Genomic DNA, 15,449 nt, shown 5'->3' on the forward strand with positions numbered 1-15,449 from the left:
GGTCGTACGATTGAACATCAAGAAATGTAAACAGCTACTGATGTCATTGGTTGTGTTAACTCTAGCTGTCACGTGTCTGGCTCCAATGTCAAAAGCAAAAGCAGCCAGCGATCCAATTGATATCAATGCATCTGCTGCTATTATGATCGAAGCTTCTTCAGGTAAAATTCTTTACAGTAAAAATGCAGATAAGAGACTGCCAATTGCGAGTATGACAAAAATGATGACAGAGTATCTGTTATTGGAAGCAATTGATCAAGGTAAAGTGAAATGGGACCAAACCTATACGCCTGATGACTATGTGTATGAAATTTCCCAAGATAACAGCTTATCAAACGTTCCTCTTCGGAAAGACGGGAAATACACAGTAAAAGAATTATATCAAGCTACAGCAATTTATTCTGCAAATGCTGCTGCTATTGCGATTGCAGAAATCGTTGCCGGTTCTGAAACTAAGTTTGTTGAAAAAATGAATGCAAAAGCAAAAGAACTAGGCTTAACAGATTACAAATTTGTTAACGCAACAGGTCTTGAAAACAAAGATCTTCACGGCCATCAGCCTGAGGGGACAAGCGTAAATGAAGAAAGTGAAGTTTCTGCAAAGGATATGGCAATTCTTGCGGATCACTTGATTACTGACTACCCTGAGATACTGGAGACTTCCAGTATCGCCAAAACGAAATTCCGAGAAGGTACCGATGATGAAATGGACATGCCGAACTGGAATTTTATGCTGAAGGGGCTTGTCAGCGAGTATAAAAAAGCGACTGTAGACGGACTGAAAACAGGTTCTACTGACTCTGCGGGTTCATGCTTTACAGGAACAGCTGAACGCAACGGTATGCGTGTCATCACTGTTGTTTTAAACGCAAAGGGCAACCTTCATACAGGCCGTTTCGATGAAACGAAAAAAATGTTTGATTATGCTTTCGACAATTTCTCCATGAAAGAAATTTATGCTGAAGGCGATCAAGTAAAAGGCCATAAAACAATTTCAGTTGATAAGGGTAAAGAGAAAGAAGTAGGCATTGTGACAAACAAGGCGTTCTCTCTTCCTGTCAAAAATGGTGAAGAAAAGAATTACAAAGCGAAGGTCACACTGAATAAAGACAACTTAACTGCTCCTGTGAAAAAAGGAACCAAGGTTGGGAAGCTGACTGCGGAATACACAGGTGATGAAAAGGATTACGGATTCCTTAACAGCGATCTGGCTGGCGTAGACCTTGTTACAAAAGAAAATGTAGAAAAAGCAAACTGGTTTGTTTTGACAATGCGCAGTATCGGCGGATTTTTTGCCGGAATTTGGGGAAGCATTGTTGATACGGTAACCGGCTGGTTTTAATCAATTGAAAGAGCTCTGATGGATGTTAGGGCTCTTTCGCGTAATATACTGAAAAAACTCAATTTTTAATAAAAAATGATTTTCAAAGCGCTAAAAACCGAATAAAATAGTATATATCCATATGAATTATTGGATTTCTAGGATACAATAAGGATTAGAAATCATATAACTATACCTTGATTAGGGGGACCAAGAAATGGCTCAAACAGGTACTGAACGTGTAAAACGCGGAATGGCAGAAATGCAAAAAGGCGGCGTCATCATGGACGTCATCAATGCGGAACAAGCGAAAATCGCTGAAGAAGCTGGAGCTGTCGCTGTAATGGCGCTAGAACGTGTGCCAGCAGATATTCGCGCGGCTGGAGGAGTTGCCCGTATGGCTGACCCTACAATCGTGGAAGAAGTAATGAATGCAGTATCTATCCCGGTAATGGCAAAAGCGCGTATCGGACATATTGTTGAAGCGCGTGTGCTTGAAGCTATGGGTGTTGACTATATTGATGAAAGTGAAGTTCTGACGCCGGCTGACGAAGAATTTCATTTAAATAAAAATGAATACACAGTTCCTTTTGTCTGTGGCTGCCGTGATCTTGGTGAAGCAACACGCCGTATTGCGGAAGGTGCTTCTATGCTTCGCACAAAAGGTGAGCCTGGAACAGGTAATATTGTTGAGGCTGTTCGCCATATGCGCAAAGTTAACGCTCAAGTGCGCAAAGTAGTTGCGATGAGTGAGGATGAACTAATGACAGAAGCGAAAAATCTAGGTGCTCCTTACGAGCTTCTTCTTCAAATTAAAAAAGACGGCAAGCTTCCTGTCGTTAACTTTGCCGCTGGCGGCGTAGCAACTCCAGCTGATGCTGCTCTCATGATGCAGCTCGGTGCTGACGGAGTATTTGTTGGTTCTGGTATTTTCAAATCAGACAACCCTGCTAAATTTGCGAAAGCAATTGTGGAAGCAACAACTCACTTTACTGATTACAAATTGATCGCTGAGCTGTCAAAAGAGCTTGGTACTGCAATGAAAGGGATTGAAATCTCAAACTTACTTCCAGAACAGCGTATGCAAGAACGCGGCTGGTAAGAACATAGGAGCGCTGCTGACATGTTAACAATAGGTGTACTAGGACTTCAAGGAGCAGTTAGAGAGCACATCCATGCGATTGAAGCATGCGGCGCGGCTGGTCTTGTCGTAAAACGTCCGGAGCAGCTGAACGAAGTTGACGGGTTGATTTTGCCGGGCGGTGAGAGCACGACGATGCGCCGTTTGATCGATACGTATCAATTCATGGAGCCGCTTCGTGAATTCGCTGCTCAGGGCAAACCGATGTTTGGAACATGTGCCGGATTAATTATATTAGCAAAAGAAATTGCCGGTTCAGATAATCCTCATTTAGGTCTTTTGAATGTGGTTGTAGAACGTAATTCATTTGGCCGGCAGGTTGACAGCTTTGAAGCTGATTTAACAATTAAAGGCTTGGACGAGCCTTTTACAGGGGTATTCATCCGTGCGCCGCATATTTTAGAAGCTGGTGAAAATGTTGAAGTTTTATCGGAGCATAATGGTCGTATTGTAGCCGCGAAACAGGGGCAATTCCTTGGCTGCTCATTCCATCCGGAGCTGACAGAAGATCACCGAGTGACACAGCTGTTTGTTGAAATGGTTGAGGAATATAAGCAGAAGGCACTTGTATAAAACAGTTGAAAGCTGTGGAAACTTATAGTACATTATAAGCACAAATAAAGATCGAAAAGCGTTGATAGGAACTAGTAGGGAGCCTCTCTTTCTAAGAGAGCCGATGGTTGGTGCGAATCGGTGAAAGATGCTGTCTGAATCCATCCTTGAGCGAAATGCTGAAACAAGTAGGCATTTACGGGATAACCGTTATGTTTGAAAGTGGAAAACGAGTCTTTGATTTGTTTTCAATCAGGGTGGCAACGCGAGAGCTCTCGTCCCTTTATGGGGATGAGGGCTCTTTTTATTTTCGACAAATCAATAAAAAAAGGAGTGTTTCGCATGCTTGATACGAAAATGCTGAGAGCAAATTTTCAAGAAATTAAAGCAAAGCTTGTACACAAAGGCGAAGACTTAACTGATTTTGATAAGTTTGAGGCGCTGGATGATAGACGAAGAGAGCTTATCGGCAAGGTTGAAGAGTTAAAAGGAAAACGAAATGAAGTTTCTCAGCAGGTTGCTGTGCTGAAGCGTGAGAAAAAAGACGCGGATCACATTATTAAAGAAATGCGTGAAGTCGGCGAGGAAATTAAAAAGCTTGATGAAGAATTACGGACAGTGGAAGCTGAGCTTGATACAATCCTTCTCTCAATCCCAAATATTCCGCATGAGTCTGTACCTGTCGGTGAAACAGAAGACGACAACGTAGAAGTGCGTAAATGGGGTGAAAAGCCTTCATTTGCTTATGAGCCGAAGCCGCACTGGGATATTGCGGATGAGCTGGGTATTCTGGATTTTGAACGTGCCGCCAAAGTAACAGGAAGCCGTTTTGTGTTCTATAAAGGCTTAGGTGCTCGTCTGGAGCGTGCGCTTTATAACTTTATGCTTGATCTGCATGTGGATGAGTATAACTACACTGAAGTGATCCCGCCATATATGGTAAACCGCGCAAGCATGACGGGAACGGGGCAGCTTCCTAAATTTGAAGAGGATGCATTTAAAATCAGAGAAGAAGATTATTTCTTAATTCCAACGGCGGAAGTGCCGATTACAAACATGCATCGCGATGAAATCCTTTCAGGTGACAGCCTGCCGATCAACTATGCGGCATTCAGTGCTTGCTTCCGTTCTGAAGCTGGTTCAGCAGGACGTGACACACGCGGATTAATTCGTCAGCACCAATTTAATAAAGTTGAGCTTGTAAAGTTTGTGAAGCCTGAAGATTCTTATGAAGAATTAGAGAAGCTTACAAACCAAGCAGAACGGGTTCTTCAGCTGCTTGAGCTTCCATACCGTGTCATGAGCATGTGTACGGGTGACTTAGGCTTTACGGCTGCGAAAAAATACGATATCGAAGTTTGGATTCCAAGCCAAGACACATATCGAGAAATTTCTTCTTGCAGCAACTTCGAAGCGTTCCAGGCGAGACGTGCGAATATTCGTTTCAGACGTGAAGCGAAAGGCAAGCCTGAGCACGTACACACACTGAACGGTTCAGGACTGGCGGTTGGAAGAACAGTTGCCGCTATATTAGAAAATTATCAGCAGGAAGACGGAAGCGTTGTGATTCCGAAAGTGCTTCGTCCTTATATGGGGAATAGAGAAGTAATGAAACCGTAAATTATGGAAAGGCGTGCCTGACAAGGTGCGCCTTTTTGCTTATGTAAACACGGCATTTTCATAAAAACAAAAAAAGTTTTTAAAAATGCTTGACCACACGAGAACATACGTGATATAGTAAGTCTTGTCGATACGGAGGAATACCCAAGTCCGGCTGAAGGGATCGGTCTTGAAAACCGACAGGGGTGTCAAAGCCCGCGGGGGTTCGAATCCCTCTTCCTCCGCCATATTGATTTTAATTCTAATGAAACACAAGCATATATTGGAGATTGTTTTGTCCGTTGCATTCGGTGCGGCGGATTTTTTATTTTAAAGAAAAAGTGAATCTCGACTGAGATTCACTTTTTTTGATTATCATGAATAACTGAAGCAATTTGATCTACAATATTTTCAATCGAGTTTTCATCGTTCAGCAGATCATAATCTTCAATGCGAAGTTTTAAAACAGGGCAGGCATTAAAACCGCTTATCCAGTTCTCGTAGCGTGTATGCATTTCTTCCCAATAAGACCTGCTTGTCTGAAGCTCCATCTCACGGCCGCGTTGTTCAATCCGGTTTAAAATGTTCTCCAGATCTCCTTCTAAATAGATCAACACATCTGGGTGTGGGAAATACGGTGTCATTACCATTGCTTCGAAAAGGCTTGTGTAAGTCTTATAATCAACCTTTGACATTGTCCCTTTGTCAGCATGCATTTTTGCGAAAATTCCTGTATCTTCATAAATCGAACGATCCTGTACAAAACCTCCGCCGGCTTCAAAAATTGTTTTCTGTTCTTTGAAGCGTTCAGCTAAGAAATAAATTTGAAGGTGAAAGCTCCAACGTTCAAAATCATGATAGAACTTTTCCAAGTATGGATTATGATCGACTTCCTCCAAAGATGTTTTAAATCCAAGCCGTTTAGCTAAAGTTTTTGTTAAAGTCGATTTTCCGACACCTACTGTTCCTGCTACTGTAATAATTGAATTCTTAGGGATATGATATTCCTTCATACGATAAGCTCCTTTACATGGGCGGCAATGCGTTCAAAGTCGCTCTTATTCAAAACGAAATCCTTTGAATCACCATCTACGGTTAACACTGTAAGTTCAGGGTCTGCTTCCTGCAGCTGCTTGATGGCGACTTCATAATCTGAAATCAGCTGCTCCAAATAGCTAGTTTCAATTTTTTTCTCAAAGGGGCGCCCGCGTTTTTCAATGCGGTGTAGCAATGTAGGCAGACTGGCCTTTATGTAAATGATGAAATTCGGCTTTGGCAGATCATCCGTTAGCAGGTGATATATCTTTTTGTATTTTTCCAGCTGATGTGGAGACAAGGTGCGTTCCGCAAAAATCACATTTTTATAAATATGATAATCAGCTATTACAGGCTGTCCCTTTTTTAAAAAGTGATCACTGGTGTCTTCAAGCTGTTTGTATCTGTGACAAAGAAAAAACATCTCGAGCTGGAAGCTCCATTCCTCTATATTGTCATAAAACTTATCAAGGTACGGGTTATCCTCTACAATCTCATTGATCATAGGGAATCCGAATTCTTGTGAGAGCATCGTTGCGAGAGTTGTTTTTCCTGCCCCGATAGGACCTTCTATTGCAATAAAAGGGGCTGTATTCATCGGAATCCTCCTTATATCTGAAAAACGTGCGTCAGTTACCGACCTTCATATTGTATCACAACCCTTGGGTGCCCCCATGAAAAAAAGACGTTTCCAAATTATCGAAACGTCTTTTTGACAACATTAAATTGATCAGACAGCAGCAGCCAGTTTTGCGGAAAGGAAAGACCCAGCTTCCAATAGCTGATGCCTCTTAAATTCAGCTCTTTAATCAGATTGAATTTTGCTTGAATCGAGCGGGCATCCTCGAACCATACCTCGTGTCTTCTGTTTTCTGCATCAGTATAGCGGAAGAAAGGGGCCTGAGCGGTTTGGTCATACTGAATTTCTGCATTGTTTTGATCGGCAATGACAATGGCTTGTTGAGGGCTTATTGCTCTTGCCGGAGTTCCGCCAGCTGTGTATGGCAGTGTCCAGTCATACCCATATAAATTCTGGCCCATGACAATTTTATTCGCAGGCATTTCAGTCAAAGCATATTCTATGACATCCCGAACAGGCCCGATTGGAGAAACAGCTTGAGCCGGCCCGCCGCTATAGCCCCATTCATATGTCATGAGAACAACAAAGTCGACGATTTGGCCATGGGCTCTGTAATCATGGGCTTCGTACCATCTGCCCTGCTGTGTTGCGCTTGTTTTTGGGGCAAGCGCCGTAGAAATTTCTAAGCCTTCTCGATGGAAAAGATCCCTTGCTTCGCGGAGAAATTGGTTATAGGCTTCTCTATCCTCAGGCCGCAAATATTCAAAGTCAAAATGAATATCATAGAAACCATATCTTTTTGCATTCTCGACTATTTCATTTAAAAGTCTTCTTTTTACAGTATCGTCGTTCAAAAGGATCCGGCCGAGTTCATCGCTGAATGCCTGGTTTTCTAGGTTCGTTATAATCATCATCAATGCCGTGTTTTGATTCTCTGTAATGCTCCTTAAATTCGTTAAAGGCGGTGCGACTAAGGTTCCGTTACGCTGTGCCTGGAAGCTGAATGCGCCAAGGTACGTTAAGTAGGGTGACGCTTCTCTGGCCGCCTGCTGGAGATTTTCGCTGACTTGATTTCCTCGGGGCTCCAAATAAGCATTTGATTCGATGTCTCGTTTAGGAGCTGGTGGGATGTATAAACGGAAACCAATCTGAAGCACGGTATTTAACTGGATGCGGTTAACCCTTGCGAGCTCGGCTGCTGTTGTATTGAACTGCCGGGCGATGGATGTCAGGGTATCACCTCGCTTCACACCATAGAACTGGCCAGCTATTGGAATGACAATGGTTTGTCCGACAACAAGGCTGTCGGGATTCGGTATTTCATTCGTTTCAGTGATCTCATTTGCGGTTGTTCTGTATTGTGAAGCGATAGCAGAAAGAGTGTCGCCTTGTTTTACCACATAAATTTGAATGAAAAACGCCTCCTTTCATATCGCTATCAATGTATGAAAGAAAAGCGCTGATCATGTTTACTTTTCTGTAATTTGTTCTTCCGTCGTAATTTCTGCGAAAAGAACATTCTCCATCATGGTTAAGGCGAATTCGTTATCTTCGTCACTGTTTGACGCGATACAGTCCTTAGGAATCGTGATGCTGTATTCCCTCATATAAGCGTCATTAGCAGTAAACAGCACACATATATTGCCGGCTATACCTGTTAAGATAATATGTCTCACCTGCAACTCAGTAAGGAGGGTGTGAAGTGCAGTTTCGTAGAAAGCGGAATGTTTTGGTTTGATTAAAAAATAATCAGCATCTTCCGGAGCTATCTTTGTGATGATATCCTTGCTTCTTTCATTTGTGCATTCTTGCTGAATGTTTTTAATGTCAGCTTGCCAAAGTCCATAATGATCATTGATGTAAATAATCGGCCATTCATTTTGTCTCGCGTGCTCCTTTAATGATAAAATATGAGGAACGATTTTTTCTGTTTTTTTAGCGAGGGTTTCTCCCATATCGAATTCAAAATTATTGATCATGTCTACAATGAGAAGGGCTGTATCTGCTTTGGACAATCGACAGTCTCCTTTCCGTTTCAGTTATAGTTAATATGTAGCCTTTTTAGGCAATGAAAAAACTTTGAAAAGAGAGCTTATCCTTATGACACAAGATGAACTTTATATGAAAGAAGCAATTAAAGAAGCGAAAAAGGCTGAAGAGAAAGGTGAAGTGCCGATAGGTGCGGTGCTTGTCGTTAATGATGAAATTATAGCGCGTGCACATAATTTAAGAGAGACTGAACAGCGATCTATTGCCCATGCAGAAATGCTTGTAATTGAAGAAGCGTGTAAGGCACTGGGAACATGGCGGCTGGAAGGTGCGACTCTTTATGTGACGCTTGAGCCTTGTCCAATGTGTGCTGGTGCAGTCGTACTTTCTCGAGTGGAAAAAGTGGTTTTTGGCGCATATGATCCGAAAGGCGGCTGTTCAGGCACGCTAATGAACCTTCTTCAGGAGGATCGCTTTAATCATCAGGCTGAAGTGGTGAGCGGTGTGCTTGAGGAAGAATGCGGCGGAATGCTCAGTGCGTTTTTCAGAGAACTAAGAAAAAAGAAGAAAGCCGCCAGGAAAAACTTGTCTGAATAGTACGGTTGCAATTTTTAGGGGAAACAGATATACTTAAGTGTGCATCGTAATAGATGCAACATAAAATTTGATATTTATTTTGCCGTGCTAAGCGGGGAGGTAGCGGTGCCCTGTACCTGCAATCCGCTCTAGCAGGGCCGAATCCCTTCTCGAGGTTCGTTTACTTTAAGGCCTGCCTTAAGTAAGTGGTGTTGACGTTTGGGTCCTGCGCAATGGGAATTCATGAACCATGTCAGGTCCGGAAGGAAGCAGCATTAAGTGAAACCTCTCATGTGCCGCAGGGTTGCCTGGGCCGAGCTAACTGCTTAAGTAACGCTTAGGGTAGCGAATCGACAGAAGGTGCACGGTAAATCAATCATCAAATTTTCAGACTCACCTAACATTAGGTGAGTTTTTTGTTATGTAAAAAGAGCTTTTGGAATCGAAACAAGGTTCATGTATAATGGGAATGATGAATAACGGAGGAGGGCAAACCCGTGAGTTACCAAGCTTTATATCGAGTATTCAGGCCTCAGCGCTTTGAAGATGTGGTCGGACAAGAACACATTACAAAAACGCTGCAAAATGCCCTTTTGCAAAAAAAGTTTTCTCACGCCTATCTGTTTTCCGGGCCTAGAGGAACCGGAAAAACCAGTGCAGCCAAAATATTTGCTAAGGCTGTCAACTGTGAACATGCTCCTGTTGATGAGCCATGCAACGAATGTGCGGCCTGTAAAGGGATAACAAACGGGTCAATATCCGATGTCATAGAAATTGACGCCGCTTCTAATAACGGTGTTGATGAGATTCGTGACATTCGCGATAAAGTGAAGTTTGCTCCATCGGCCGTCACATATAAGGTATATATCATAGATGAGGTGCATATGCTTTCTATCGGCGCTTTTAATGCATTACTAAAAACATTAGAAGAGCCGCCTGAGCATTGTATTTTCATATTAGCAACAACTGAACCGCACAAAATTCCTTTAACCATTATCTCTAGATGTCAGCGTTTTGACTTTAAACGAATTACCTCCCAAGCGATTGTAGGCCGCATGAATAAAATTGTTGATGCTGAACAGCTACAAGTGGAGGAAGGATCGCTGGATATCATCGCGAGTGCTGCAGACGGAGGGATGAGGGATGCCCTGAGCCTTCTTGATCAGGCCATATCATTCAGCGGTGATATCCTGAAAGTCGAAGATGCGCTTTTAATTACGGGTGCTGTTTCTCAATTATATATCGGGAAGCTTGCACAATCCCTGCATGATAAAAACGTTTCTGACGCACTGGAAACATTAAATGAATTGCTTCAGCAAGGAAAAGATCCAGCTAAGCTGATAGAAGATATGATTTTCTATTTCAGGGACATGCTGCTGTACAAAACAGCCCCTGGCTTAGAGGGAGTGCTTGAGAAAGTAAAAGTTGATGAAACGTTCCGGGAACTAAGTGAACAAATTCCGGCTCAGGCCCTATATGAAATGATTGATATTCTGAACAAGAGCCATCAGGAAATGAAATGGACAAATCATCCGCGTATCTTTTTCGAAGTGGCCGTTGTGAAGATTTGCCAAACCTCACATCAATCTGCTGCTGATCTCCCGGAAGTGGATATGCTGATGAAAAAAATCCAGCAGCTCGAACAGGAAGTAGAGCGGCTCAAAACAACGGGCATAAAAGCAGCTGCGGAAAGCCCGAAAAAAGAAGCGCCGCGTGTGCCAAAGGGCGGGAAATCCAATTACAAAGCGCCAGTAGGCAGAATTCATGAGATTTTGAAGGAAGCCACAAGACCGGATCTTGATCTGCTCAGAAACAGTTGGGGCAAGCTTCTTGCTCATCTCAAACAGCAAAACAAAGTATCACATGCCGCTTTGCTGAATGACAGTGAACCTGTGGCTGCCGGATCGGCGGCATTTGTTCTGAAATTCAAATATGAAATTCATTGTAAAATGGTCGCTGAGGATAACAACGGAGTCCGTACTAATCTTGAGCAGATTTTAGAATCGATGCTCGGAAAAAGAATGGATTTGATTGGCGTTCCAGAAGCACAATGGGGTAAAATAAGAGAAGAATTTTTAGAAGATCATCAGCAGGAAAATGAAGGATCAAATGAACCGGCTGAAGAAGACCCGCTTATTGCCGAAGCGAAAAAGCTTGTTGGAGCGGATTTAATTGAAATAAAAGACTAACAAAATGAAAGAGAGTGAATGCTATGCGTGGCGGAATGGGTAATATGCAAAAAATGATGAAACAAATGCAAAAAATGCAAAAGGACATGGCGAAGGCTCAAGAAGAGCTTGCAGAAAAGGTTGTTGAAGGAACTGCAGGCGGCGGTATGGTAACAGTAAAAGCAAACGGCCAAAAAGAAATCCTGGATGTTATCATCAAAGAAGAAGTCGTTGATCCTGAAGATATTGATATGCTTCAAGATTTAGTGCTTGCTGCAACGAATGAAGCTTTGAAAAAAGTTGACGAAATCACAAACGAAACAATGGGTCAATTTACAAAGGGAATGAACATGCCAGGTTTATTCTAGGGGGATAAAAGAACATGCAATATCCTGAACCAATATCAAAGCTGATTGACAGCTTTATGAAATTGCCAGGGATCGGACCGAAAACAGCGGTTCGTCTGGCTTTTTTTGTTCTAGGTATGAAAGAAGATGTAGTATTAGATTTTGCGAAAGCATTAGTAAATGCGAAACGCAACCTGACATATTGTTCAGTTTGCGGGCATATTACAGACCAGGACCCTTGCTATATATGTGAAGATACGCGCAGGGATAAGTCTGTTATCTGTGTTGTGCAAGACCCTAAGGATGTTATCGCTATGGAGAAAATGAAGGAATACAATGGACAGTATCACGTTCTTCATGGCGCTATTTCTCCAATGGACGGCATCGGACCGGAGGATATTAAAATACCAGAATTGTTAAAACGATTACAGGATGATCAAGTGACAGAAGTGATCCTCGCGACAAACCCTAATATAGAAGGGGAAGCAACGGCGATGTATATATCAAGGCTCCTCAAGCCGTCTGGTATTAAGCTCTCCCGTATTGCCCACGGACTGCCCGTCGGCGGTGACTTGGAATATGCTGACGAGGTCACTCTTTCTAAAGCACTTGAAGGAAGACGTGAATTGTAAGGAGGAAAAAGCGATCCATGGGTTTTCTTCGCAAGAAAACATTAAGAAGAGAGTTTGATGAAAAACTAACCGAGCAGCTTTTTAAGCAAAAGGAAGAGTGGAACAGGCAAAAAAAGCTGGTTGAAAAAAGCTTAGAACCGTCTGCTGAAGTGTTATACGAACTGAAAGTAGCTGAAGCGAAGTATTTTTTTTACTTAAGGGAAGCGAAGCAGCGAAATTTAAAAATCAGCCGGTGGAAGTAAGTGGTCTAAACTCCTGGATCTTCTCATAAGCTTGTACTAGAACAAGCGAAGGAGATGAGAAGATTCATGGAGCCTATTTTTATTATTGGGATTATTTTAGGACTGGTTATTCTTCTTTTTTTATCAGGTTCAGCTGCAAAGTCTTTAAAGTGGATGGGCATCACAGCTGTTAAATTTGTGGCAGGTGCTTTGCTGCTGGTTTGTGTAAATATGTTTGGCGGCAGTCTTGGCATTCATGTGCCGATTAATCTGGTTACAACAGCTATCAGCGGAATTTTAGGGATACCCGGAATAGCTGCGTTAGTCGTTATTAAGCAATTTATCATTTAATTGATATTATGTATTGACTTAGATAATTGAAGGTGTTATTCTAATATACGTCGCTGATGACGAACAGCTTTTTCGAAAAGAAAATGTTAAAAAGTTGTTGACAGTAGCGGCGGTAAATGTTATGATAATAAAGTCGCTTAAACGAGCGGTAAACAAAGTTCTTTGAAAACTAAACAAGACAAAACGTACCTGTTAATTCATTTTTATAAATCGCACAGCGATGTGCGTAGTCAGTCAAACTACTTTATCGGAGAGTTTGATCCTGGCTCAGGACGAACGCTGGCGGCGTGCCTAATACATGCAAGTCGAGCGGACAGATGGGAGCTTGCTCCCTGATGTTAGCGGCGGACGGGTGAGTAACACGTGGGTAACCTGCCTGTAAGACTGGGATAACTCCGGGAAACCGGGGCTAATACCGGATGGTTGTTTGAACCGCATGGTTCAAACATAAAAGGTGGCTTCGGCTACCACTTACAGATGGACCCGCGGCGCATTAGCTAGTTGGTGAGGTAACGGCTCACCAAGGCAACGATGCGTAGCCGACCTGAGAGGGTGATCGGCCACACTGGGACTGAGACACGGCCCAGACTCCTACGGGAGGCAGCAGTAGGGAATCTTCCGCAATGGACGAAAGTCTGACGGAGCAACGCCGCGTGAGTGATGAAGGTTTTCGGATCGTAAAGCTCTGTTGTTAGGGAAGAACAAGTACCGTTCGAATAGGGCGGTACCTTGACGGTACCTAACCAGAAAGCCACGGCTAACTACGTGCCAGCAGCCGCGGTAATACGTAGGTGGCAAGCGTTGTCCGGAATTATTGGGCGTAAAGGGCTCGCAGGCGGTTTCTTAAGTCTGATGTGAAAGCCCCCGGCTCAACCGGGGAGGGTCATTGGAAACTGGGGAACTTGAGTGCAGAAGAGGAGAGTGGAATTCCACGTGTAGCGGTGAAATGCGTAGAGATGTGGAGGAACACCAGTGGCGAAGGCGACTCTCTGGTCTGTAACTGACGCTGAGGAGCGAAAGCGTGGGGAGCGAACAGGATTAGATACCCTGGTAGTCCACGCCGTAAACGATGAGTGCTAAGTGTTAGGGGGTTTCCGCCCCTTAGTGCTGCAGCTAACGCATTAAGCACTCCGCCTGGGGAGTACGGTCGCAAGACTGAAACTCAAAGGAATTGACGGGGGCCCGCACAAGCGGTGGAGCATGTGGTTTAATTCGAAGCAACGCGAAGAACCTTACCAGGTCTTGACATCCTCTGACAATCCTAGAGATAGGACGTCCCCTTCGGGGGCAGAGTGACAGGTGGTGCATGGTTGTCGTCAGCTCGTGTCGTGAGATGTTGGGTTAAGTCCCGCAACGAGCGCAACCCTTGATCTTAGTTGCCAGCATTCAGTTGGGCACTCTAAGGTGACTGCCGGTGACAAACCGGAGGAAGGTGGGGATGACGTCAAATCATCATGCCCCTTATGACCTGGGCTACACACGTGCTACAATGGACAGAACAAAGGGCAGCGAAACCGCGAGGTTAAGCCAATCCCACAAATCTGTTCTCAGTTCGGATCGCAGTCTGCAACTCGACTGCGTGAAGCTGGAATCGCTAGTAATCGCGGATCAGCATGCCGCGGTGAATACGTTCCCGGGCCTTGTACACACCGCCCGTCACACCACGAGAGTTTGTAACACCCGAAGTCGGTGAGGTAACCTTTTAGGAGCCAGCCGCCGAAGGTGGGACAGATGATTGGGGTGAAGTCGTAACAAGGTAGCCGTATCGGAAGGTGCGGCTGGATCACCTCCTTTCTAAGGATATTATACGGAATATAAGACCTTGGGTCTTATAAACAGAACGTTCCCTGTCTTGTTTAGTTTTGAAGGAACTTTGTTCCTTGAATAAGTTAAGATGGGCCTGTAGCTCAGCTGGTTAGAGCGCACGCCTGATAAGCGTGAGGTCGGTGGTTCGAGTCCACTCAGGCCCACCATCTTATATAACGGGGCCTTAGCTCAGCTGGGAGAGCGCCTGCTTTGCACGCAGGAGGTCAGCGGTTCGATCCCGCTAGGCTCCACCAACGTGTTCTTTGAAAACTAGATAACAGTAGACATCACATTCAATTAGTAATACAAGATATCACATAGTGATTCTTTTTAACGGTTAAGTTAGAAAGGGCGCACGGTGGATGCCTTGGCACTAGGAGCCGATGAAGGACGGGACGAACACCGATATGCTTCGGGGAGCTGTAAGCAAGCTTTGATCCGGAGATTTCCGAATGGGGAAACCCACCACTCGTAATGGAGTGGTATCCATATCTGAATTCATAGGATATGAGAAGGCAGACCCGGGGAACTGAAACATCTAAGTACCCGGAGGAAGAGAAAGCAAATGCGATTCCCTGAGTAGCGGCGAGCGAAACGGGATTAGCCCAAACCAAGAGGCTTGCCTCTTGGGGTTGTAGGACACTCTGTACGGAGTTACAAAAGAACGAGGTAGATGAAGAGGTCTGGAAAGGCCCGCCATAGGAGGTAACAGCCCTGTAGTCAAAACTTCGTTCTCTCCTGAGTGGATCCTGAGTACGGCGGAACACGTGAAATTCCGTCGGAATCCGGGAGGACCATCTCCCAAGGCTAAATACTCCCTAGTGACCGATAGTGAACCAGTACCGTGAGGGAAAGGTGAAAAGCACCCCGGAAGGGGAGTGAAAGAGATCCTGAAACCGTGTGCCTACAAGTAGTCAGAGCCCGTTAACGGGTGATGGCGTGCCTTTTGTAGAATGAACCGGCGAGTTACGATCCCGTGCAAGGTTAAGCAGAAGATGCGGAGCCGCAGCGAAAGCGAGTCTGAATAGGGCGCATGAGTACGTGGTCGTAGACCCGAAACCAGGTGATCTACCCATGTCCAGGGTGAAGTTCAGGTAACACTGAATGGAGGCCCGAACCCACGCACGTTGA

14 protein-coding genes, 3 tRNA genes, 2 rRNA genes, 1 other RNA gene and 1 other annotated feature (1 of these 21 only partly in view) are annotated in these 15,449 nt (G+C 44.2%); of the genes, 16 read left to right on the forward strand and 4 right to left on the reverse strand.

Features of this window, described 5'->3' with window-relative positions; genetic code table 11:
- Positions 1-10: 10 nt before the first annotated feature.
- From dacA to AC0OMU_RS11095, 5 genes are all read left to right on the forward strand, one after another.
- Positions 11-1,342, forward strand: coding sequence for a D-alanyl-D-alanine carboxypeptidase (dacA, locus tag AC0OMU_RS11075; RefSeq protein ID WP_015482683.1), 1,332 nt, complete (start codon positions 11-13; stop codon positions 1,340-1,342).
- A 196-nt stretch (positions 1,343-1,538) separates the two neighbouring features.
- Positions 1,539-2,423 (forward strand): pyridoxal 5'-phosphate synthase lyase subunit PdxS, encoded by an 885-nt coding sequence (gene pdxS, locus AC0OMU_RS11080; protein WP_003247145.1) that lies wholly within the window; start codon positions 1,539-1,541, stop codon positions 2,421-2,423.
- 21 nt (positions 2,424-2,444) lie between these two features.
- Complete coding sequence (pdxT, locus tag AC0OMU_RS11085) at positions 2,445-3,035, forward strand: pyridoxal 5'-phosphate synthase glutaminase subunit PdxT (RefSeq protein ID WP_003226797.1); 591 nt, start codon at positions 2,445-2,447, stop codon at positions 3,033-3,035.
- Positions 3,036-3,087: 52 nt separating this feature from the next.
- Positions 3,088-3,300: a binding site (T-box leader), on the forward strand.
- A 56-nt stretch (positions 3,301-3,356) separates the two neighbouring features.
- Positions 3,357-4,634, forward strand: a complete 1,278-nt coding sequence (gene serS / locus AC0OMU_RS11090; RefSeq protein WP_003247131.1) for a serine--tRNA ligase — start codon at positions 3,357-3,359, stop codon at positions 4,632-4,634.
- A gap of 134 nt (positions 4,635-4,768) precedes the next feature.
- Positions 4,769-4,861 (forward strand) — tRNA-Ser (locus AC0OMU_RS11095).
- A 111-nt stretch (positions 4,862-4,972) separates the two neighbouring features.
- On the opposite strand, the gene dck is transcribed toward AC0OMU_RS11095, so the two are convergent.
- From dck to AC0OMU_RS11115, 4 genes are all read right to left on the reverse strand, one after another.
- Positions 4,973-5,626: a deoxyadenosine/deoxycytidine kinase gene (dck, locus tag AC0OMU_RS11100; protein ID WP_327830976.1), complete on the reverse strand. Its 654-nt coding sequence runs from the start codon at positions 5,624-5,626 to the stop codon at positions 4,973-4,975.
- Entirely contained in the window at positions 5,623-6,246 is a 624-nt protein-coding gene (gene dgk / locus AC0OMU_RS11105; RefSeq protein WP_003226790.1) for a deoxyguanosine kinase, read from the reverse strand. Before dgk ends, dck begins: the two co-directional genes overlap by 4 nt.
- Positions 6,247-6,344: 98 nt before the next feature.
- A complete protein-coding gene (locus AC0OMU_RS11110) occupies positions 6,345-7,628 on the reverse strand; it encodes a glycoside hydrolase family 18 protein (RefSeq protein WP_327830977.1) in 1,284 nt (427 codons plus the stop codon).
- 69 nt (positions 7,629-7,697) lie between these two features.
- A complete protein-coding gene (locus tag AC0OMU_RS11115; RefSeq protein WP_003226786.1) occupies positions 7,698-8,243 on the reverse strand; it encodes a cysteine hydrolase family protein in 546 nt (181 codons plus the stop codon).
- Between the two features lie 85 nt (positions 8,244-8,328).
- On the opposite strand from AC0OMU_RS11115, the gene tadA reads away from it, so the two are divergent.
- The 11 genes from tadA to AC0OMU_RS11170 all read left to right on the forward strand — a co-directional run.
- Entirely contained in the window at positions 8,329-8,814 is a 486-nt protein-coding gene (gene tadA, locus AC0OMU_RS11120; protein ID WP_047181961.1) for a tRNA adenosine(34) deaminase TadA, read from the forward strand.
- Positions 8,815-8,896: 82 nt separating this feature from the next.
- An RNA gene (ffs, locus tag AC0OMU_RS11125) (signal recognition particle sRNA large type) lies at positions 8,897-9,161 on the forward strand.
- A 129-nt stretch (positions 9,162-9,290) separates the two neighbouring features.
- A complete protein-coding gene (gene dnaX / locus AC0OMU_RS11130) occupies positions 9,291-10,982 on the forward strand; it encodes a DNA polymerase III subunit gamma/tau (RefSeq protein WP_029317164.1) in 1,692 nt (563 codons plus the stop codon).
- A 23-nt stretch (positions 10,983-11,005) separates the two neighbouring features.
- A complete protein-coding gene (locus AC0OMU_RS11135; RefSeq protein ID WP_003225427.1) occupies positions 11,006-11,329 on the forward strand; it encodes a YbaB/EbfC family nucleoid-associated protein in 324 nt (107 codons plus the stop codon).
- Positions 11,330-11,343: 14 nt separating this feature from the next.
- The gene (gene recR, locus AC0OMU_RS11140) at positions 11,344-11,940 is read left to right on the forward strand and encodes a recombination protein RecR (RefSeq protein ID WP_003225425.1); all 597 of its coding nucleotides are present in this window, start codon (positions 11,344-11,346) and stop codon (positions 11,938-11,940) included.
- 17 nt (positions 11,941-11,957) lie between these two features.
- Entirely contained in the window at positions 11,958-12,182 is a 225-nt protein-coding gene (locus tag AC0OMU_RS11145) for a YaaL family protein (RefSeq protein WP_003242387.1), read from the forward strand.
- A 66-nt stretch (positions 12,183-12,248) separates the two neighbouring features.
- Positions 12,249-12,512 (forward strand): sigma-K factor-processing regulator BofA, encoded by a 264-nt coding sequence (gene bofA / locus AC0OMU_RS11150; protein WP_047181962.1) that lies wholly within the window; start codon positions 12,249-12,251, stop codon positions 12,510-12,512.
- A 244-nt stretch (positions 12,513-12,756) separates the two neighbouring features.
- Positions 12,757-14,306, forward strand: a 16S ribosomal RNA gene (locus AC0OMU_RS11155).
- Between the two features lie 102 nt (positions 14,307-14,408).
- Positions 14,409-14,485 (forward strand) — tRNA-Ile (locus tag AC0OMU_RS11160).
- Positions 14,486-14,496: 11 nt separating this feature from the next.
- Positions 14,497-14,572: transfer RNA gene (locus AC0OMU_RS11165), tRNA-Ala, on the forward strand.
- An 81-nt stretch (positions 14,573-14,653) separates the two neighbouring features.
- A 23S ribosomal RNA gene (locus tag AC0OMU_RS11170) occupies positions 14,654-15,449 on the forward strand; it runs 2,132 nt beyond the window's last position.
- Together the 16S and 23S rRNA genes with 2 tRNA genes alongside form the textbook arrangement of a ribosomal RNA operon.

Source organism: Bacillus sp. FAU18 (genome assembly GCF_056033885.1).

Bases quoted from the DNA above. Each gene is read 5' to 3' on its own strand.
- pdxS (WP_003247145.1), top strand. From the start codon at position 1,539: ATGGCTCAAACAGGTACTGAACGTGTAAAACGCGGAATGGCAGAAATG.
- tadA (WP_047181961.1), top strand. From the start codon at position 8,329: ATGACACAAGATGAACTTTATATGAAAGAAGCAATTAAAGAAGCGAAA.
- dck (WP_327830976.1), bottom strand. From the start codon at position 5,626: ATGAAGGAATATCATATCCCTAAGAATTCAATTATTACAGTAGCAGGA.
- pdxT (WP_003226797.1), top strand. From the start codon at position 2,445: ATGTTAACAATAGGTGTACTAGGACTTCAAGGAGCAGTTAGAGAGCAC.
- serS (WP_003247131.1), top strand. From the start codon at position 3,357: ATGCTTGATACGAAAATGCTGAGAGCAAATTTTCAAGAAATTAAAGCA.
- AC0OMU_RS11145 (WP_003242387.1), top strand. From the start codon at position 11,958: ATGGGTTTTCTTCGCAAGAAAACATTAAGAAGAGAGTTTGATGAAAAA.
- AC0OMU_RS11135 (WP_003225427.1), top strand. From the start codon at position 11,006: ATGCGTGGCGGAATGGGTAATATGCAAAAAATGATGAAACAAATGCAA.
- dgk (WP_003226790.1), bottom strand. From the start codon at position 6,246: ATGAATACAGCCCCTTTTATTGCAATAGAAGGTCCTATCGGGGCAGGA.
- bofA (WP_047181962.1), top strand. From the start codon at position 12,249: ATGGAGCCTATTTTTATTATTGGGATTATTTTAGGACTGGTTATTCTT.
- recR (WP_003225425.1), top strand. From the start codon at position 11,344: ATGCAATATCCTGAACCAATATCAAAGCTGATTGACAGCTTTATGAAA.